Origin of the sequence: Ectothiorhodospira mobilis, assembly GCF_900114895.1 — a bacterium.
Lineage (GTDB): Bacteria > Pseudomonadota > Gammaproteobacteria > Ectothiorhodospirales > Ectothiorhodospiraceae > Ectothiorhodospira > Ectothiorhodospira mobilis_A.
Genome location: NZ_FOUO01000012.1, coordinates 28,277 through 46,692 on the forward strand (window position 1 = coordinate 28,277; position 18,416 = coordinate 46,692).

At 70.9% G+C, this 18,416-nt stretch carries 18 protein-coding genes; 10 read left to right on the top strand and 8 right to left on the bottom strand.

The annotated features are described in order from the left end of the window. Position 1 precedes the first annotated feature (1 nt). Genes BM214_RS09435 through purM form a run of 3 tightly spaced genes read right to left on the bottom strand, consistent with a single transcriptional unit; the run spans position 2 to position 2,458 of the window. Positions 2-748, bottom strand: a complete 747-nt coding sequence (locus BM214_RS09435; RefSeq protein WP_244887921.1) for a DUF3108 domain-containing protein — start codon at positions 746-748, stop codon at positions 2-4. Further along, on the bottom strand, positions 732-1,403 hold the full coding sequence (gene purN, locus BM214_RS09440; protein ID WP_090486260.1) for a phosphoribosylglycinamide formyltransferase: 672 nt from the start codon (positions 1,401-1,403) through the stop codon (positions 732-734). Before purN ends, BM214_RS09435 begins: the two co-directional genes overlap by 17 nt. Beyond that, entirely contained in the window at positions 1,403-2,458 is a 1,056-nt protein-coding gene (gene purM / locus BM214_RS09445) for a phosphoribosylformylglycinamidine cyclo-ligase (RefSeq protein WP_090486181.1), read from the bottom strand. The genes purN and purM overlap by 1 nt, the downstream gene beginning before the upstream one ends. Positions 2,459-2,609: 151 nt before the next feature. On the opposite strand from purM, the gene BM214_RS09450 reads away from it, so the two are divergent. Genes BM214_RS09450 through hda form a run of 3 tightly spaced genes read left to right on the top strand, consistent with a single transcriptional unit; the run spans position 2,610 to position 4,985 of the window. Further along, a complete protein-coding gene (locus tag BM214_RS09450; protein WP_090486184.1) occupies positions 2,610-3,686 on the top strand; it encodes a DUF2066 domain-containing protein in 1,077 nt (358 codons plus the stop codon). Next, positions 3,683-4,240 (top strand): CDP-alcohol phosphatidyltransferase family protein, encoded by a 558-nt coding sequence (locus BM214_RS09455; RefSeq protein ID WP_090486187.1) that lies wholly within the window; start codon positions 3,683-3,685, stop codon positions 4,238-4,240. Before BM214_RS09450 ends, BM214_RS09455 begins: the two co-directional genes overlap by 4 nt. 58 nt (positions 4,241-4,298) lie before the next feature. Further along, the gene (gene hda, locus BM214_RS09460; protein ID WP_090486189.1) at positions 4,299-4,985 is read left to right on the top strand and encodes a DnaA regulatory inactivator Hda; all 687 of its coding nucleotides are present in this window, start codon (positions 4,299-4,301) and stop codon (positions 4,983-4,985) included. On the opposite strand, the gene BM214_RS09465 is transcribed toward hda, so the two are convergent. Further along, positions 4,951-5,376 (bottom strand): DUF2069 domain-containing protein, encoded by a 426-nt coding sequence (locus tag BM214_RS09465; RefSeq protein ID WP_342351310.1) that lies wholly within the window; start codon positions 5,374-5,376, stop codon positions 4,951-4,953. The two genes, hda and BM214_RS09465, sit on opposite strands and share 35 nt — an antisense overlap. Continuing rightward, positions 5,373-5,993, bottom strand: a complete 621-nt coding sequence (gene wrbA, locus BM214_RS09470) for an NAD(P)H:quinone oxidoreductase (RefSeq protein WP_090486263.1) — start codon at positions 5,991-5,993, stop codon at positions 5,373-5,375. Before wrbA ends, BM214_RS09465 begins: the two co-directional genes overlap by 4 nt. Positions 5,994-6,147: 154 nt before the next feature. On the opposite strand from wrbA, the gene BM214_RS09475 reads away from it, so the two are divergent. Together BM214_RS09475 and BM214_RS09480 are read left to right on the top strand one after the other, a co-directional pair. Further along, complete coding sequence (locus tag BM214_RS09475; RefSeq protein ID WP_244887922.1) at positions 6,148-6,483, top strand: DUF4398 domain-containing protein; 336 nt, start codon at positions 6,148-6,150, stop codon at positions 6,481-6,483. A 55-nt stretch (positions 6,484-6,538) separates the two neighbouring features. Further along, a complete protein-coding gene (locus BM214_RS09480; RefSeq protein WP_090486192.1) occupies positions 6,539-6,829 on the top strand; it encodes an acylphosphatase in 291 nt (96 codons plus the stop codon). A gap of 7 nt (positions 6,830-6,836) precedes the next feature. On the opposite strand, the gene BM214_RS09485 is transcribed toward BM214_RS09480, so the two are convergent. Beyond that, entirely contained in the window at positions 6,837-7,718 is an 882-nt protein-coding gene (locus BM214_RS09485) for an HDOD domain-containing protein (RefSeq protein ID WP_090486195.1), read from the bottom strand. Positions 7,719-7,840: 122 nt separating this feature from the next. Between BM214_RS09485 and BM214_RS09490 the strand changes: the two genes are divergently transcribed. Then, on the top strand, positions 7,841-10,102 hold the full coding sequence (locus BM214_RS09490; RefSeq protein ID WP_090486198.1) for a DUF1631 domain-containing protein: 2,262 nt from the start codon (positions 7,841-7,843) through the stop codon (positions 10,100-10,102). 11 nt (positions 10,103-10,113) lie between these two features. Here BM214_RS09490 and BM214_RS09495 read toward each other — a convergent pair whose 3' ends face one another. Further along, a complete protein-coding gene (locus tag BM214_RS09495) occupies positions 10,114-11,832 on the bottom strand; it encodes a proline--tRNA ligase (RefSeq protein WP_090486201.1) in 1,719 nt (572 codons plus the stop codon). A gap of 183 nt (positions 11,833-12,015) precedes the next feature. On the opposite strand from BM214_RS09495, the gene BM214_RS09500 reads away from it, so the two are divergent. Further along, positions 12,016-13,062: an efflux RND transporter periplasmic adaptor subunit gene (locus BM214_RS09500; protein WP_090486204.1), complete on the top strand. Its 1,047-nt coding sequence runs from the start codon at positions 12,016-12,018 to the stop codon at positions 13,060-13,062. Continuing rightward, positions 13,059-16,316 (top strand): efflux RND transporter permease subunit, encoded by a 3,258-nt coding sequence (locus BM214_RS09505; RefSeq protein ID WP_090486208.1) that lies wholly within the window; start codon positions 13,059-13,061, stop codon positions 16,314-16,316. The genes BM214_RS09500 and BM214_RS09505 overlap by 4 nt, the downstream gene beginning before the upstream one ends. Before the next feature lie 13 nt (positions 16,317-16,329). Here BM214_RS09505 and BM214_RS09510 read toward each other — a convergent pair whose 3' ends face one another. Further along, a complete protein-coding gene (locus BM214_RS09510) occupies positions 16,330-17,205 on the bottom strand; it encodes an SDR family oxidoreductase (protein WP_090486211.1) in 876 nt (291 codons plus the stop codon). Positions 17,206-17,410: 205 nt separating this feature from the next. On the opposite strand from BM214_RS09510, the gene BM214_RS09515 reads away from it, so the two are divergent. Beyond that, complete coding sequence (locus BM214_RS09515; RefSeq protein WP_090486214.1) at positions 17,411-17,710, top strand: FmdB family zinc ribbon protein; 300 nt, start codon at positions 17,411-17,413, stop codon at positions 17,708-17,710. 29 nt (positions 17,711-17,739) lie between these two features. After that, positions 17,740-18,387 (top strand): DUF502 domain-containing protein, encoded by a 648-nt coding sequence (locus BM214_RS09520; protein WP_244887923.1) that lies wholly within the window; start codon positions 17,740-17,742, stop codon positions 18,385-18,387. Positions 18,388-18,416 lie beyond the last annotated feature (29 nt).

An 18,416-nucleotide genomic window follows, 5' to 3' on the forward strand; every position in this document is an offset into this window, starting at 1 on the left:
GTCACTCCTCCGTGTCGTGCCATTCCAGGGCGCGCAGGTTCAGCACCAGCCGCTCATCCCCCTGCATCTGCTCCAGCCGTACCGGCAGGTAGTTGAGCCGCGGCGCGAACCAGGTGCTGACGGTGGTGTCCCGGTCCTCGATGTGGCGGATCACCGGGATGGCCTCCACCCGGCCCACGGGGGTGTCGATGCGTTGCGCCGCACCCACCTGGAAGTGATAGGTGGTGATGCGGTCCTTGTCCACGATGGTGCGGCTGAAGCGGTCCTTTCCCTCCACCAGGGCCTGGATCATGGACAGCTGCAGGGTGAAGCGGTCCACGGCATGGGGGGGGATCTCCAGGGAGAAGCTGCGGCCGTTGCGTGTGCCCCGCACCTCTCCCCGCTCCCAGTCGAAGCGGCTCTCGGTGAGGCGCTTGCGGTCGTCGCTCATGTGCCGGTAGAGGTATTCCAGGCTCTGCAGCCCGGCGGGGGTGATGCGAAAGATGCTCTGTTCGATGATCTCGTCGCTGAGCACCCAGGAGAGGACTCCAGTGGGGCGCAGTTGGGCCCGGTAGCGCAGGTATTCCCCCTCGCGGCTCAGGGTGATGCGGGCCAGCACGGAGAGGCCCATCTTGCTGGCCTGGTATTCCGCGGTGTAGGAGGGGGGGACGTAGGGCATGGCCGCCGCCAGCCCCGGCAGCAGGAGCAACGCCAGCAGCCAGGAGGGCCACAACGGGCCGCGGCGGTGGGGTCTAGGCCGGCGGGTCATCGCCGTCCACCTGGAGGGGGACCTGCAGGGGGTTTTCATCGAAGTGCACCTGTCCGTCGTCTGCCAGCCGCAGCCGCCCCTGGCAGAACCAGCGCACCACCCGGGGATAGAGGCGGTGCTCCTGGTGCTGCACGCGGGCGGCCAGGGACTCGGGGTTGTCGTCCGCCATCACCGGCACGCGGGCCTGGGCGATGACGGGGCCGCCGTCCAGTTCGCCGTTGACGAAATGGATGCTGCAGCCGTGGGTTTCGACACCCGCTTCCAGGGCGCGTTCATGGGTATGCAGTCCGCGAAAATCCGGGAGCAGGGAGGGGTGGATGTTGATCAGGCGGCCCGTGTAGTGCTGGACGAAGCCGGGGGTGAGCACCCGCATGAAGCCCGCCAGCACCACCAGGGCCGGATCGTGGGCGTCGATGCGGGCCATGAGGGCCCGGTCGAAGTCCTCGCGCCCGGAGAACGCCCGGTGGTCGACCACCGCGGTGGGGATGCCCGCCCGGGCGGCCCGTTCCAGCCCGGCCACGCCGGGGCGGTTGCTGATCACGCCGCGGATGCGCCCGGGGATCTCCCCGCGGGCGGTGGCGTCGATGAGGGCCTGCAGGTTGGTGCCCGAGCCGGAGATGAGAACGACGATGCCGGGCAGGGCGTTCTCGGCCATCAGCACCCCCATTCCACCCGGGGTTCCCCCTCGGCGCCGGTGATGCGGCCGATGGGGAAGCAGGCCACGTCCTGGGCTTCCAGTTGGGCCCGTGCCGCCTCCGCCGCCTCCTCCGGGAGGATCACCACCATGCCGATGCCGCAGTTGAAGGTGCGCAGCATCTCCCGTTCCTCGATGCCGCCCGCCTGCTGCAGCCAGCCGAAGACCGGGGGCCGCGGCCAGGCGCCGGGGTCGATGCAGGCCCGCGTGGCCTCGGGCAGGACCCGGGGCAGGTTCTCCAGAAGGCCGCCGCCGGTGATATGGGCCAGGGCATGCACGGGCTGGTTCTTCAGCAGTTCCAGCAGGGGCTTGACGTAGATGCGCGTGGGGGCCATCAGGGCGTCCCCCAGGGTGGTCTCGCCACAGGGCAGATCCAGGTCCGCCTCGGTGAGTTCCAGCAGGCGCCGGATCAGGGAGTAGCCGTTGGAATGGGGGCCGGACGAGGCCAGGCCCAGGAGGACGTCGCCGGGGGCGACGCGGCTGCCGTCCAGGATGCGGGATTTCTCCACGATGCCCACGGCGAAGCCGGCCAGGTCGTATTCCCCGGCGGCGTACATGCCGGGCATCTCCGCCGTCTCCCCCCCCACCAGGGCACAGCCCGCCAGGGTACAGCCGTCGGCAATGCCCTTGACCACCTCCTCGGCGGTGTCCACCTCCAGGGCGCCGGTGGCGTAATAATCCAGGAAGAACAGCGGCTCCGCCCCCTGGACGACGATGTCGTTCACGCACATGCCCACCAGGTCGATGCCGATGGTGTCGTGGCGGCCCAGCCGATGGGCCAGCTTCAGCTTGGTGCCGACCCCGTCGGTGCCCGAGACCAGCACCGGTTCGCGATAGTCGGCCACGGGGAGCTCGAACAGGGCGCCGAAGCTGCCCAGGCCGGTGAGCACGCCGGGGCGCCGCGTGCGCCGGGCATGGGGCCCGATCCGTTCCACCAGGAGGTTGCCCGCGTCGATGCTGACCCCGGCATCTTCGTAACGGATCCCGTGGACGGGGGGAGGGGCTTTTCGGACCATGGGGGTTATCCTCGGCGTGGGCGATTGGGGCCGGCGGGGCCGCAGCCCGACGGGGCGGTGATGTTAGCCGTGGGTCGGATGGCTGTAAACCGAAGCGACCGTGCCGGCGATATGCTATTTTAACGGGCCCGATGTGCGCAGTCCCAGTCCCATGGCCATGACCTTCGCCGCAGCCCGCCGCAGCGCCCTCCTTCCGGGCCTGATCCTTGCCGTCGTCGTGGCGGTGCTGGCGCCGTGTGCGCTGGCGGCCCCGGTCCTGGAGGAGGTGCGGGTGGCGGTGGAAGACAAGTCGCCCGAGGCCCGGGAGGAGGCCTTCACCCGGGCCCTGGAACGGGCGCTGGTGCGGCTGACCGGGCGCCGCTCCCTGTCCGAGACACCCCCATGGGAGACCCTGAAGTCCTCCCCGGGTGCGCATGTTCAGGCCTATCGCTACGAGGAGGGCTCCGAAGAAGGGCCGCGGCTCTGGGTACGCTTCGACCGGGAGGCCCTGGAGGGCCTTGCCCGGGAGGCGGGTTGGGCGCTCTGGGATACGCAACGCCCCAGCCTGATGGTGTGGATGGTGGTCCAGGATGGGGTGAACCGGCAGCTGGTGGCCGAGGACGATTCGGGGGATGTGCGCCGTCAGCTGGCCGCCGTGGCCCGGGCCCGGGGGTTGCCGCTGATCTTCCCGCTCATGGATCCGGAGGACTGGCGGCGGGTGAGCCCGGCCCATGTGGTGGGCGGTTTCACCGGCTCCCTGCGGGAGGCGGCGGATCGTTATGCCGCCGACGGCATGCTGGTGGCACACCTCCATGCGCAGGGGGAGGGCTGGCAGGGGCGTTTCCGCCTGAGCCTGCGGGGGGCCTCGCTGGGGGAGCGCGATTTCCAGGCCCGGCAGCGGGATGAGGTCCTGGAGCAGGGGGCGCACTGGGCCGCAGATACCCTGCGGGGCCAGGAGCTCGCCCGTGGGGGCGATGGCGGACCGGGTATCCTGGAGGTGACGGTGATGGATGTGGCGGATCACGCCGCCTTCCTGCGTGCCCGTGATCGCCTGGCCCGCCTGGATCCGGTGCGGGAGGTGATCCCCGGCCATCTGGCCCCGGAGCAGGTGCGCTTCCGGTTGCGGCTGCGGGGGGATCGCGCCGAACTGGAGCGGGCGGTGCGCAGGGATCCCTTCCTGGCCGTGATCCCCTCCGCAGAGACCACGGACGGTCCAGCGTCCGTGCCGGCCTTCAGGTTGCTGCAGTGACGGCCCGTCAGATCCCCAATCTCATCACGCTGCTGCGCATCCTCCTCACCGGGCCCATCATCTGGGCCCTGGTGCAGCGGGAGTACGGCCTCGTGCTGCTGCTGGTGGTGGTGGCCGGTGCCAGCGATGCCCTGGACGGCTGGCTGGTGCGCCGCTATGGCTGGTATACCCGCCTCGGGGGGTATCTGGATCCCCTGGCGGACAAGGTGCTGGTGGTGGGGGCCTACACGACGGTGGCCTACACCGGCCTGCTCCCCTGGTGGCTGGTGGCCCTGGTGCTGGCGCGGGATCTGGTGATCATCGGCGGAGCCGCGGCCTTTCGCGCCGTCACCCGTTCCCTGGAGATGCAGCCCCTGGGCATCAGCAAGTTGAACACCTTCCTGCAGATCACCCTGGTGCTGTCGGTCATCATCGATGCCGGTGTGCTCGCCCTGCCGCAGTCCTACCTGGACGGCATGCTGGCGCTGGTGACCCTGACCACCGTGAGTAGCGGCGTGGCCTATGTGGTCACCTGGAGCCGCAAGACCCTCAACCACCGGCGGCACGTCTCGTGATGTGGCCGGCGGCATTCGGCGCGGGCCGTGGCGGGCCCGCCCGCGGGGACCTGGTGCGATGCAGCAACTGACCCTGGACGTGGCCCTGCGCGAAGGGGCCAGCTTCGACAGCTTCCACCCCGGGGATCAGCCCCTGGGGCCGGAGGCGGTGCAGGCCCTGGCCCGCGGGGACGGCGAGACGCAGATCTATCTCTATGGCGAGGCGGGCTGCGGCAAGACGCACCTGCTGGAGGCCGCCTGTCACCTCGTGGCGGCGGACGGCGGGCGCATCGCTTACCTGCCGGCCGGGCTGGTGGCCCGCAGCGGTCCCGAGGCCCTGGAGGGCTGGCAGACCCTGGATCTCATGGCCCTGGACGACATGGACCTGTTTCCCCGGGATGCGGAACTGGAGCGGGCCCTGTTCGACCTCCTCAATCGCCTGCGGGAGGCGGGGGTGCGGCTGCTGCTGGCCTCCCGGGCGGCCCCGCGGGCCCTGCCCTTGTCCCTGCCGGACCTGCGCTCGCGCCTGCTCTGGGGGCCGGTGATCCATCTGCAGGAACTGGATGACGAGCACAAGCCCGAGGTCCTTGCCGCCCGGGCGCGGCGGCGGGGCTTCGAGCTGCCGCGGGAGGTGTGCGAATACCTCCTGCGCCACTACCGGCGGGATCTGCCCTCCCTCATGCAGGTGGTGGACCGCCTGGATGAGGCCTCCCTGGCCAGCAAGCGCCGCATCACCGTACCCTTTGTCCGCCGTCTCCTGGACTGATGCCCCCGGTGGGGCCGTCCGCATCCGTCGCCGATGGGTCGGATCGCAGGGCCAGCCGGGCATAGCCCAGGCAGCCGGTGAACAGCAGCAGGGACAGGCCGGCCATGAGCAGGCCGTAGCCCCGCAGTTCCGGGGTGACCGCCAGCCAGGACCCGATGAGGAAATAGGGCAGGGTTAGCAGGCCCGTGGCGATATGGGTACGCGGCCGACCGTGGAGCAGGCCCCGCAGGGGCGGCAGCAGGGGCAGGGTCAGCACCGCCAGCACCAGGGAGCGGGGCAGGCGTTCCGGCGGCGACCACCACAGGGTCTGGAGCAGGATCAGGGCCAGCAGGCCGAGGATCCCCCCCAGGGTCAACGCCCGGAACAGGCGCGTGGCTGCGGCCCGGCTCACCGCCCCGCCTCCATCCCCTGCAGGCCCTGGGCCGTCTGCGCGAGGCGCCGGCCCAGGGCCTGGCACAGCTCCCGCTCGTGTTCACTCAGCGGGTTCTCCCCCCGGGGGCCGGCCACGTGGCTGGCCCCGTAGGGGGTGCCCCCGGTGGTGGTCTGTGTCAGCGCGGGCTCGCTGTAGGGCAGGCCCAGGATCAGCATGCCGTGGTGCAACAGGGGCAGCAGCATGCTCAGCAGGGTGGATTCCTGGCCGCCGTGCTGGGTGGCGGTGGAGGTGAAGACCGCCGCAGGCTTGCCCGTCATCGCGCCGCTGAACCAGAGGTCCCCGGTGCGGTCCAGCAGGTGCTTCAGGGGGGCCGCCATGTTGCCAAAGCGGGTGGGGGAGCCCAGGGCCAGGCCGTGGCAGGCCTGCAGGTCCTCCATGCTGGCGTAGGGCGGCCCCTCCTCGGGGATCTCCGGGGCCACCGCCTCGCAGGTGGCGGAGACCGGCGGCACGGTGCGCAGGCGGGCCGTGCACCCCGCCACCGATTCCACCCCGCGGGCCACGTGCCGGGCCATGCGCGCGGTGGCGCCGCCGCGGCTGTAATACAGGACCAGGATCTCGACTTCGCTCTGGGGCATGGCGGACACCTCGCGGATCATGCCGGGATGGGGATGGTTGCGGTCATCATGTCATACATTACTGCAGCTTCGGGGCGTAGGCCCATGTCGTCTTGACCGTTTTAACCCCGAATGCTAGCTTCGGATCACGCCTCCCGGGAACCTTGAAACACACGTGAACCCGATCCCCGACCCGCGTCCCTTCCGGTCCATCCGCCCCGGGCCCCTGTGCTGCAGGACCTATGGTGCGGTGGCGCTGCTGCTGTGGGCGCTGATGGCCGGCTGTGCCACCACGGCGCCGGTGCAGGAGATGAGCGACGCCCGCCAGGCCCTGCAGGCCGCGGAGCAGGCCGGGGCCCGGGAACGGGCGGCGGAGGCCTACCGCCGCTCCCGGGCCCTGCTGGAAGAGGCGCAACTGCGGCTGGAGAGCGGGGAATACGGGCCGGCCCGGGAGAAGGCCCTGGAGGCCAAGCGGGCGGCCATCGAGGCCCGCATCGAGGCCGCCGACTGATTCCCCCGGTACACCCCGCCGGGGTAAGTCCCTTGATCCTGAAGAGGAGCCGTCCATGTCCCAGGCGCAGGATTCCTCCCTTTCCGCGATCCGCTGCCGTGTCCGCGGCCGGGTGCAAGGGGTCTATTTCCGCGCCTCCACCCAGCGCCGGGCCCGGGAGCTGGGCCTTTGCGGCTATGCCATGAACCTGCCCGACGGCGACGTGGAGGTGGTGGCCCAAGGGGAGGCCGGGGCCCTGGAGGCCCTGAAGTCCTGGCTCTGGCAAGGGCCGCCGGCGGCGCGGGTGACGGCGGTGCACTGCGAGCCCTTTGAAGGGAACGTGCCTGCGGGGTTCGAGACCCGCTGATCCCAACTCAGGCCCGGGCCCGGGGCAGGAGCACCGCCAGCGTCTCCAGGAACTGCGGCGCCACCTCGCCCCAGAGGGTTCCGGTGTCTTCCTCCTCCATCTCCAGGACCTCCCAGACGCCGGGGTCCACCGGGGCGGCAAAGCCGCCGAACTCGCTGCAGCTGCCCTCGTCGCTGCGGTTGCTCAGGGCCTCCGCCAGGTGCACGATGGACGCCTCCAGGCCTGCGCGGCGGGCCTGCATGGGCCGGTGGTGGCAGGCCACCGCCTCCTGCAGCACCGGCGGCAGGGACCAGAGTTCCAGCAGTGCCCCTCCCACCTGCGCGTGATCGAAGCCCAGCAGGGCCTGCTCCTCCGCCAGCAGCTGCACCTCGTCCCCGCGGGTCTCCTGCAGGGGCCGTTGCAGGGTGTGGCTGCGCTGGCTGTGGAGCACGAGGCTGCCCACGTCGTGCAGGAGTCCCGCCACGAACAGGCGTTCCGGGTGCAGGACCCGGCAGCGCTGGGCCAGGACACGGGCCAGCAGGGCGGTGAAGACGCTGTGCCGCCAGAACACGGCCAGGTTGAGGGTGCCCCCCGGGAGACGCGAGAAGACCTGTGAGGCGCTCACCGCCAGGGCCAGGTGGTAGAGGGCGCGGTTGCCGATCACCGATACGGCCCGGGAGATGGTGTCCACCCGATGGGCGAGCCCGTACAGGGGGGAGTTGGCCAGGTGCAGTACCTGGGCGCTCAGGTTCGGATCCTGGGAGACGATGTTTCCCAGGTTGTGGGCGGAACTGTCCCGGGCCTCCAGGGCCTGGCGCAGGCGCACCAGGATCTCCGGGGGCGACACCAGGCCGGAGATATCCCCCAGCAGGTCGTCCATCTCGGGCCGCCGGTCGGATGGGGCGTTCATGATCTCTGATCCTTCGGGGAAAGGGATCTCCACGCGGGTCGTCTGCCGCCACTATGAAGGATATACTGCCCAAGTCAACCCGCGGGCACGCCGTCCGTTCCCCACACCGCTGCGGGGGTTCCATGAACAGCAAGGCTGAAGACAACGTCGTGGCCTTCCGGGCCGCCACCCGCGCCGGGGGGGCGGCCTCCCCCCGGGAGGTGGTGGGTTACTGTCGCAACCTGGCCATGGGCCACGTGCAGCCCTTGCTGCAGGAGATGCTGGACAAGGCGGATGACGCCCTCTTCCGGCTCGCCGACAAGGCCGAGGACAACCGCACCCAGACCGCCTATTTCGAGGCCATGCGGGCCCTCAGAAGGCAGCGTTCCACCGTGGAGAGCGAATACGCCACGCAGCTGGCCCGTACCTTCGATGCCCTGCTCCTGCCCCCGGGAAAGGCGGGGCCCGCCGATCCCGCCCAGGCGCAGCCCCAGGGGCTCACCCTGGTGGGCAGCGACGAGCTGGAGGAGAACCTGGCGGTGGAGGGCATGGCGGGCAAGGTGCGGCGTACCCACCAGACGGCGCTTTACGGCATCGGGCACCGCCTGGCCCATGTGCTGCAGCGTCCGCCCCCGGACGAGGCGGGGCATCCCCTGGATCCGGAGACCTTCTGCCAGGCCTTCCGCGAGGCCCTGCGGGCCCTGGATCTGGAGATCCGCATCCGCCTGGTGATCCTCAAGCTCTTCGATCAGCACGTGGCCTCGCGGCTGGGGCCCCTGTACGAGGAGGTGAACGCCTATCTCGTGGGCCGGGGGATCCTGCCGGACCTGCGCCAGGGGCCGGCGCCCCGGGCCAGCGGGCCGTCCCGGGAGGGGGCTGCCGCGTCCTCCACCGGGCCGGGGCCGGAGGAGGAAGGCGGTGGGGAAGGGGATCTGGTGGCCCTGTTGCAACGTCTGGCCCGGCCCCGTCCTGGCGGGGGCGCCGCGGCGGGGGGCGTCCCCGGCGGCACCTTTGGCCAGGGCTCGCCTGCCGGCGGGGCCGTGGCCGATGCCCCGGCCCTGGCCGCCGCCCTCTCCCACCTGGCGGCGGACGAGCCCATCCCCGGGGCGCAGCTCAAGGGAGCGGTGATGGGGGCCCTGGATCCCGGCGGCGGCCGCGCCGTGGCCCTGAGCGGCGTGGATGAATCGGCCATCGACATCGTCGCCATGCTGTTCGACTTCATCCTCGACGATCCCACCCTGCCGGCCCCGGCGCGGGCCCTCATCGGCCGCTTGCAGATCCCGGTGCTGAAGGTGGCCGTGCTGGACAAGTCCTTCTTCAGCCAGCGCCGGCATCCGGTGCGCCGCTTCCTCAGCGCCCTCTCCCGGGTCGATGTGGCCTGGTGGGAGGAGGGGGGCGACGGGCGTCTGCAGGACCTGGTGGAGGGGCTGGTGAGCGCCTCCGATGGGGATGCCACCGCCTTTGCCGAGGCCCTGGAGGCCCTTCAGGCGCTGCAGGAGGCGGCCCGGGCGGCGGCGGATCGCGAAGAGGCCTCCACCACCCGGGCCGTGCAGGACCGGGATCGGGCCCTGCTTACCCGGGGGATGGCCGAGGAGGCGGTGGCCCGGGTGATGGAAGGCCGGCCCCTGCCGCCGCCGGTGGAGGCCTTCCTCCAGGGGGCCTGGAGGGACCTGCTGATGGACATCGCGCGCCGGGAGGGGCAGGGCGGTGAGGACTGGCAGCAGGCCCTGAACGTGGCCTCGCTGCTGGTCTGGAGCCTGGCGCCCAAGCCGGATCCCCAGGCCCGGGAACAGCTCAGGCATCTCCTGCCCACCCTGCTCCGGGGGCTCGAGGAGGGGATGCAGCGCCTGGACCTGCCCGCGGCGGAGCGGCGGGCCCTGCTGGACCTGCTGGCGCGGGAGCATGCCCGCCTGGTGCGGCGGTCGGAGCCCCCCGAAGGGGATGCGGACAAGGCCGCCGAGGCGGGCGGCGGGACCGTGTCCGCACCCCAAGTGGCGTCCGGGCCCGTGCCGGCCGATGGGCGCAGCTTCATGGCCCGCAAGGTGGAGGAGATCAACCGGCGCATCTCCGAGGGCCGGTTCACCCTGCCCGGGGAGAGCGATCCCGCAGAGGGGGGCGTGGAGGACCTGCACGCCATGACCGCCCGGGAGCTGGAGGAGGGGACCTGGCTGGAGCACCGGGCGGAGGACGAGGCGCAACCGGTGCGCATGAAGCTCTCCTGGAAGAGCCTCATCAGCGGCCGTTATCTCTTCGTCGATGCCCGCGGGCTGAAGGTGCGGGAGATGGATGCCACCTCCCTGGCGGCGGCCTTTCGCGCGGGGCGCGCCCGCATCGCCGAGCACACCCCGGTGTTCGAACGCGCCATCGGCAGCCTCATGCAGCGACTGGAGGCGGATCCGGACTGAGGCAGGGGGGCTCAGCCCCCCGTGCGCTGGCGCAGGAAGTCCACCAGTTCCGTCAGGGGGACCAGGCTGGCCTCTGCGTCCCGGCGGCCCTTGTATTCCGCCTGGCCGGCGTCCAGCCCCTTTTCCCCCAGCACCACCCGGTGGGGGATGCCGATGAGTTCCATGTCCGCGAACATGACCCCCGGGCGGGCGCCCCGGTCGTCGTAGAGCACCTCCAGCCCCGCCGCGCACAGTTGTTCGTAGAGGGTATCGGCGGCCTCCCGCAGGCGCTGGGACTTGTGGGCGTTGATGGGGCACAGGGCCACCTGGAAGGGGGCCAGGGCGTCGGGCCAGACGATGCCCCGGTCGTCGTGGTTCTGCTCGATGGCGGCGGCCACCACCCGGGAGACGCCGATGCCGTAGCAGCCCATGGTGATCACCTGGCTGCGGCCCTGCTCGTCCAGCACCGTGGCCTCCAGGGCGCGGCTGTACTTGTCCCCCAGCTGGAAGATGTGTCCCACCTCGATGCCGCGGCGGATGCGCAGCCGGCCCTGGCCGTCGGGGCTGGGATCCCCCTCCACCACGTTGCGCAGGTCCGCCACCGGCGGCAGGGGGGTGTCCCGGTCCCAGTTGACGCCGAACAGGTGACGGTCGTCCTGGTTGGCGCCGGCGGTGAAATCGCTCATGAGGGCGACGCTGCGGTCCACCACGCAGGGGATGGGCAGGTTCACCGGTCCCAGGGAGCCGGGGCCGGCACCGATGGCGGCGCGGATCTCCGCCTCGGAGGCCATGCGCAGGGGCGCGGCCACCTGGGGCAGCTTCTCCGCCTTGAGGGGGTTGAGCTCGTGGTCACCGCGCACCACCAGGGCCACCAGCTGGGTGTGCATCTCCTCCGCCGCGGCCACCACCAGGGTCTTGATCGTCTTCTCCACCGGCAGGCCGTGGTCCCGGGTGAGGTCGGCGATGGTGCGCACCCCGGGGGTGTCCACCATGCGCATGGCCTCGGTGGGGGCCGGGCGCTCCTGGGTGGCGGGGCGGGCCTCGGCCAGTTCCACGTTGGCGGCATAGTCGCTGCCATCGGAGAAGGCGATGGCGTCCTCGCCGGAATCCGCCAGCACGTGGAACTCATGGGATGCCTGCCCGCCGATGGCGCCGGTGTCCGCCTGCACGGCGCGAAAATCCAGGCCGCAGCGCTGGAAGATGCGGCTATAGGCCGTGTACATGGCCTCGTAGGTGTGCTGCAGGCTCTCGGCGTCGGCGTGGAAGGAGTAGGCGTCCTTCATGATGAACTCCCGCGCCCGCATGACGCCGAAGCGGGGCCGGATCTCGTCGCGGAACTTGGTCTGGATCTGGTAGAGGTTCAGGGGCAACTGGCGGTAGCTATTGATCTCCCGGCGCACCAGGTCGGTGATCACCTCCTCGTGGGTGGGCCCGAAGCAGAAGTCGCGCTCGTGGCGGTCCTTCAGGCGCAGCAGCTCGGGCCCGTACTGGTCCCAGCGCCCCGACTCCTGCCACAGCTCCGCCGGCTGCACCGCCGGCATGAGCAGTTCCAGGGCCCCGGCGCGGTTCATCTCCTCGCGCACGATGGCCTCCACCCGGCGCAGTACCCGCAGCCCCAGGGGCATCCAGTTGTACAGGCCGGAGGCCAGGCGGCGGATGTAGCCGGCCCGGAGCATGAGCTGGTGGCTGACGATCTCGGCGTCCGCCGGGGTCTCTTTCAGGGTCGTCAGGGGGAATTGGGATACACGCATGCGGACCATTCCAGGACATGGGGTGGATCGAGCACCACAATGTAGCATGAAGCCCCGGTCCGCGGCCCCGGTAGGTTGGAGAGGTGGTTTTGAAAAAGATCAACAGCTAGTATATTAGGTGGAACTAATATTTCATCGGCCCCGCTGCGCATCGTGCCGGGGCCCGGGATCCGGAGTGCGTGCATGTACAAGCGAGGCATTGGTTGGGGGCTGTTGGCCGTTCTCCTGGGGTTTGCCACCGGGGCGTGGGCCGCGGAGGAACTGGAAACGGCCACCGCCCAGGTGCAAACCCTGCCCGCGGAGCAGGTCCTGGACGGACAGGTGGAGGCGGTCCAGCAGGCCACGGTCTCCGCCCAGACCAGCGGCCGGGTGGTGGAGGTGATCTACGACGTGGACGACTTCGTGCAGGCCGGGGACCTGCTCCTGCGCCTGCGGGATACGGAGCAGCGGGCCCGCCTGGAACAGGCGGAGGCGGCCCTGCGGGAGGCCCGGGCCCGTTTCGAGGAGGCCCGGGCCGAGTATGTCCGCATCGAGGGGATCTTCGAACGCCAGCTCATCTCCCGCGCCGAGATGGACCGGGCCACCGCCGCCCTGGAGTCGGCCCGGGCGCGGCTGGAATCGGCCCGGGCCGCCCGCGAGGAGGCCCAGGAGCAGTTGGAGTACACCCGGGTGCGGGCCCCCTACGCGGGCATTGTGACCCAGCGTCACGTGGAGGTGGGGGAGACCGTCAACCCCGGCCAGCCCCTCATGTCCGGGCTCTCCCTGGAGACCCTGCGGGTGGTGGCGCAGGTGCCGCAGCGCTTTATCCAGGCCGTGCGCGCGCATGACCAGGCCCGCATCCTGTTGCAGGACGGGCGCCGCGTGGAGGCCCGTGCACTCACCTTCTTCCCCTATGCCGATCCCCGTTCCGCCACCTTCCGTGTACGCGCCCGCCTGCCGGAGGGGGTGCCGGGGCTGTTCCCGGGCATGTTCGTGAAGGTGGCCTTCCAGATGGGGGAGCGCAGCTGCCTGGTGGTGCCCGCCCCGGCCCTGGTGCGGCGCAGTGAGCTGGCGGCGGTGTACGTGGTGGACGATGAGGGCGGGATCCGGCTGCGCCAGGTGCGTCCCGGACGCCACGTGGACGACGGCCAGGTGGAGATCCTGGCGGGGCTGGAGCCCGGTGAACGGGTGGCCCTGGATCCGGTGGCCGCCGGCCTCGCCCTCCAGGAGCAGCGGGAGGCGGCGCGATGAGCGAGCAGCGGTCAGAGGCCCCGCTGGGCATCTCCGGGCGCATTGCCCGGGCCTTTCTCACCTCCCAGATCACGCCGCTGCTGGCCCTTTTGGGACTGCTCATGGGGGTGTTCGCCCTGATGGTGACGCCCCGGGAGGAGGAGCCCCAGATCGATGTCACCTTCGCCAACGTCTTCATCCCCTTCCCGGGGGCCTCGGTGGAGGAGGTGGAGCAGCTGGTGAGCGTCCCCGCCCAGCAGGTGCTCTCGGAGATCGAGGGGCTGGAGCATGTCTATTCCGTATCCCGGCCGGGCATGTCTGTGCTCAGCGTCCAGTATGAGGTGGGTGAGCCGCGTACCGATGCCCTGGTGCGCCTGTACAACCAGATCCAGTCCAACCGGGACTGGTTCCCGCCGGGTCTGGGGGTGGGGGAGCCCATCGTCAAGCCCAAGGGGATCGACGACGTCCCCATCGTCACCTTCACCCTGTGGACCCGGGACCCGCAGCGGGGCGGCCACGAGCTGCAGCGGGTGGCCCACGCCCTGGAGACGGAGCTCAAGCGCATCCCCGGCACCCGGGACGTGTACACCATCGGCGGGCCGGACCACGTGGTGCGGGTCCTCCTGGACCCGCAGCGGGTGGCGGGCTACGGTCTGGCCCTGGAGGACCTGAGGCGGGCCCTGCAGGCGGCCAACCAGTCCCGGGATGCCGGCGCCCTGGTGCGGGGCAACGCCGAGATCCCGGTGCAGGCGGGCACCTTCCTCACCACCCCCGATGAGGTGGCCGGTCTCGTCGTCGGGGTGCACGACGGCAACCCGGTCTACCTCGGCGACGTGGCCGAGGTGCGGCAGGGGCCGGACAGCCCTGAGCGCTACGTGCGCATGGGCTTTGGCGCGGCCCATCCCGGTGCGAACCCGGCCCATACCGAACCGGCGGTGACCCTGGCGGTGGCCAAGCAGCCGGGGACCAACGCCGTGGACATCGCCGACCGGCTCGTGCAGCGCATGGAGACCCTGCGCGCCACCCACATCCCCGAGGGGGTGGAGGTGACCCTCACCCGCAACTACGGCAAGACGGCCAATGACAAGGCCAGCAAGCTGATCCAGAAGCTGATCCTGGCCACCGCCTCGGTGGTGATCCTGGTCTGGCTGGCCCTGGGCTGGCGCGAGGCCCTCATCGTGGGCACCGCCGTGGTCATCACCCTGGCCATCACCCTGTTCGCCTCCTGGGCCTACGGCTTCACCCTGAACCGGGTCTCCCTGTTCGCCCTCATCTTCTCCATCGGCATCCTGGTGGACGACGCCATCGTCGTGGTGGAGAACATCCACCGCCACCTGCAAAGGGGCGCGCAGGGCCTGCGCGAGGCCATCCCCCGGGCGGTGGACGAGGTGGGCGGGCCCACCATCCTGGCCACCTTCACCGTCATCGCGGCGCTGCTGCCCATGGCCTTCGTCAGCGGCCTCATGGGGCCCTACATGAGCCCCATCCCCATCAACGCCAGCATGGGGATGCTCATCTCCCTGGGGGTGGCCTACGTGGTCACCCCCTGGATGACCTACAAGCTGCTGCGCCGCCAGGCCGAGTCCTCCACCCCGGCCCAGGGGGGCGCCGGGACCCATAACGACGAGGGCGCCGGGCGCTGGATGCAGGCCATGGCGGAGCGGGGTCTTGGCCCCTTCCTGCGGGGGCGGGGCGCCGGCGCGCGCCGCCTGGGGCTCTATGGCGGCATGATCCTGCTGATCCTGCTGGCGCTGTCCCTGGTCTACGTACAGGCGGTGGTGCTCAAGATGCTGCCCTTCGACAACAAGTCGGAGTTCCAGGTGGTGGTGGAGATGCCCGAGGGCACGAGCCTGGAGCGCACCACCCGCGTGCTGCAGGCCATGGGGGAACACCTGGCCACGGTGCCCGAGGTGCGGGACTACCAGATCTACGCCGGGGATGCCTCGCCCATCAACTTCAACGGCCTGGTGCGCCAGTACTACCTGCGGGAGGGCAGCCACCTGGGGGATATCCAGGTGAACCTGGTGGACAAGAAGCACCGGGAGCGCAAGAGCCACGACATCGCCCTGGAGGTGCGCGGGCCGCTGCAGGGCATCGCCGAGGCCCACGACGCCGTGGTGAAGGTGGTGGAGGTGCCCCCGGGGCCGCCGGTGCGCGCCCCCATCGTGGCCGAGGTCTACGGCCCCGACCGCGCCGGGCGCATGGAGGTGGCCCGCACCCTGGAGGCCATGTTCCGGGACACCCCCGGAGTGGTGGACGTGGACACCTCCCTGGAGCATGCCGGGCCGCGCTACATCCTGGAGGTGGACCGGGAGAAGGCCGCCCTGCTGGGGGTCTCCCAGTCGGCGGTGGCCGCCGCCGTGGACACGGTCCTGAGCGGGGAGGACGTGAGCTATCTCTTCGGGGGACACCACAAGTACGCCGTGCCCATCCGGCTGGAGTTCGCCGATGCCGACAAGGCCCGGCTCGACGCCGCCCTGGGCATGGAGGTGCGCGCCCGGGACGGGGGCCTGGTGCCCCTGTCCGAGCTGGTGCGGGTGGTGGACACCACCCGGGAGCGTGCCATCCAGCACAAGGACCTGCTGCCGGTGGTCTATGTCACCGGCGACATGGCCGGCCGCGTGGACAGCCCCCTCTATGGCATGTTCGACCTGGTGTTCGGTCTGGACGACCGGCCCGTGATCCAGGGGCGGCCCCTGGAGCAGCGCTTCATCGCCCCGCCGGAGGACACCACCGGGTACGCGGTGAAATGGGACGGGGAATGGCAGATCACCTACGAGACCTTCCGCGACATGGGCCTGGCCTACTCCGTGGGGCTGGTGCTCATCTTCCTGCTGGTGGTGGCCCAGTTCCGCTCCTATGTGGTGCCCCTGATCATCATGGCCCCCATCCCGCTGACCATCATCGGCGTGATGCCCGGCCATGCCCTGCTGGGGGCGGAGTTCACCGCCACCTCCATGATCGGGATGATCGCCCTGGCGGGGATCATCGTGCGCAACTCCATCCTGCTGGTGGACTTCATCCATCACGAGACGGAGCGTGGCGTGGCCCTGGAGGATGCGGTGGTGCGGGCCGGGGCGGTGCGGGCCAAGCCCATCCTGCTCACCGGACTGGCGGCCATGATCGGTGCCGGCTTCATCCTGGACGACCCCATCTTCAGCGGGCTGGCCATCTCCCTAATCTTCGGGATCCTGGTCTCCACCCTGCTGACCCTGGTGGTGATCCCGGTGCTGTACTACAGCTACCTGCGCCGCCGCCGCCGGGCCCGGGCCTGATCTCCCGGGGGGATCAGCGGTGCTCGCCCCGGGAGACGGCGAGCATCACCCGGTCCATCCAGGGGTCGGGCAGCATCCGCTTCAGGACCACGAAGACCTGGGTGGGCAGGGTGACCCGGTAGCGGCTGCGGGGGCGGGGGTGTTCCAGGGCATGGATGAGCCGCCTCACCACCGCCTCCGGCGGCAGGGTGAACGGCGCCGCCGGGCCGCTCTTCGTCAGGCGCCGCTCGGCGGCGGCGTACTGTTCCCGGAAGGGGCTGCGCTCCCGCTGGATATGGGCCGTGAAGGCGGCGTGGGCATTGGCCCGGAAGCGGGAGGCGATGGGGCCGGGCTCAATGAGGCTCACGTGGATGCCGCTGCCCGTGAGTTCCATGCGCAGGGTGTCGGTGAGGCCCTCCAGGGCGAACTTGGAGCAGGTGTAGGCGCCGCGAAAGGGCAGGGCCACCCGGCCCAGCACGGAACTGTTCTGCACGATGCGGCCCGCCCCCTGGGCGCGCATCACCGGGATCACCCGGTTGGTCAGCTCCAGCCAGCCCAGCAGGTTGGTCTCCAGCTGCGCCCGCAGGGCCTCCCGGGTCAGATCCTCCACCGCCCCCGGCTGGCCGTAGGCCCCGTTGTTGAACAGGGCATCCAGGGTGCCGCCGGTGGCCGCCAGCACCCGCTCCACCGCGGCCTGGATGGAGGCGCTGTCCTCCAGGTCCAGGGCCAGGGCGTCCTCCAGGCCCTCTTCCCGGAGCCGGGCCACGTCCTGCGCGCGGCGGGCGGTGGCGAACACCCGGTAGCCGCGCCGCCGCAGGGTGTGGGCCGCGCAGTGGCCGATGCCGGAGGAACAGCCGGTGATCAGGATGCTGCGGGTTGGGGTCAATGCGCTTCTCCCTGCCGGGATCATGGGGTGAAGGGGGGGGTTGAAAATCGGGGGCGCGCCCCCACCATCGCAGCGGGAATCCACGCAGCGCCGCGAAGCGGTATACTGTGGGCCATCCGCTGCCCAAGTCGGGCGCCGGCCGCCCCGCATCCCCGCGGCGGGGCCCCGCCGGGGCCCTGCGGGTTCCCCTACCGGTTCATCCGACTGCGTCCATCACGGGAGAGTGAGCATGCCCATTTACGAATACGAGTGTAAAGCCTGCGGCCACCGCATGGAGGCCATCCAGAAGCTGTCCGATGTGCCGCTGGTGGATTGCCCGGCCTGCCAGGCCCCGGCCCTGACCAAGCTGGTGTCCTCGGCCGGATTCCGCCTGGGGGGCAGCGGCTGGTACGAGACCGATTTCAAGAAGGGCAATCAGCGCAACCTCAAGAAGGACAGTGACAGCGCCCCCGCATGCGCCGCGGGAGGCGACGGCGGCGGCAGCAGTTGCCCGGCCTGCCCCGCCGCATCCGGCACCGCATCCGGCTGATCCCCTTGCAGGAGCACAGCCCAGCCTGGGTGCACGCCCTGCGCCGTTACCTGATCGCGGGTCTGTTGCTGTGGGTGCCGCTGGTGGCCACCGTGGCCATCATCAAGTTCATCGTCGATGCCATGGACCGCACCCTGCTGCTGCCTCCGGCCTGGCGGCCGGAGGCCCTGCTGGGCTTTACCATCCCTGGGTTTGGCGTGGTGGTGGCGGTGGCCATCGTCTTCACTACGGGCCTGGTGGTGGCCAATCTGGTGGGGCGCAAACTGGTGGAGCTCTGGGAGGGGCTGCTGGCCCGCATCCCCCTGGTGAACACCATCTACTCCGCCATCAAGCAGGTGGTGGAGACGGTGCTGGGCACCACCGGGGAATCCTTCCGCAAGGTCCTGTTGGTGGAATACCCCCGCAAGGGGGTCTGGGCCCTGGGTTTCCAGACCCAGGTGGGGGTGGGGGAGGTGCAGGAGCGCACCGAGAAGGAGGTGGTCACGGTGTTTGTCCCCACCACCCCCAATCCCACCTCCGGCTTCATCCTGCTGGTGCCCCGGGATGAGGTCATCGAGATGGACATGACGGTGGAGGACGGCCTCAAGTTCGTCATGTCCCTGGGGGTGGTGGTGCCCCGTCCCTCCCAGATCCGGCGGGCGACGCCAGCGGCCCCCCCGGAGACGGGAGGGGAGTAGGGTGACCACGCCGGGGCGGCGGGACTTTC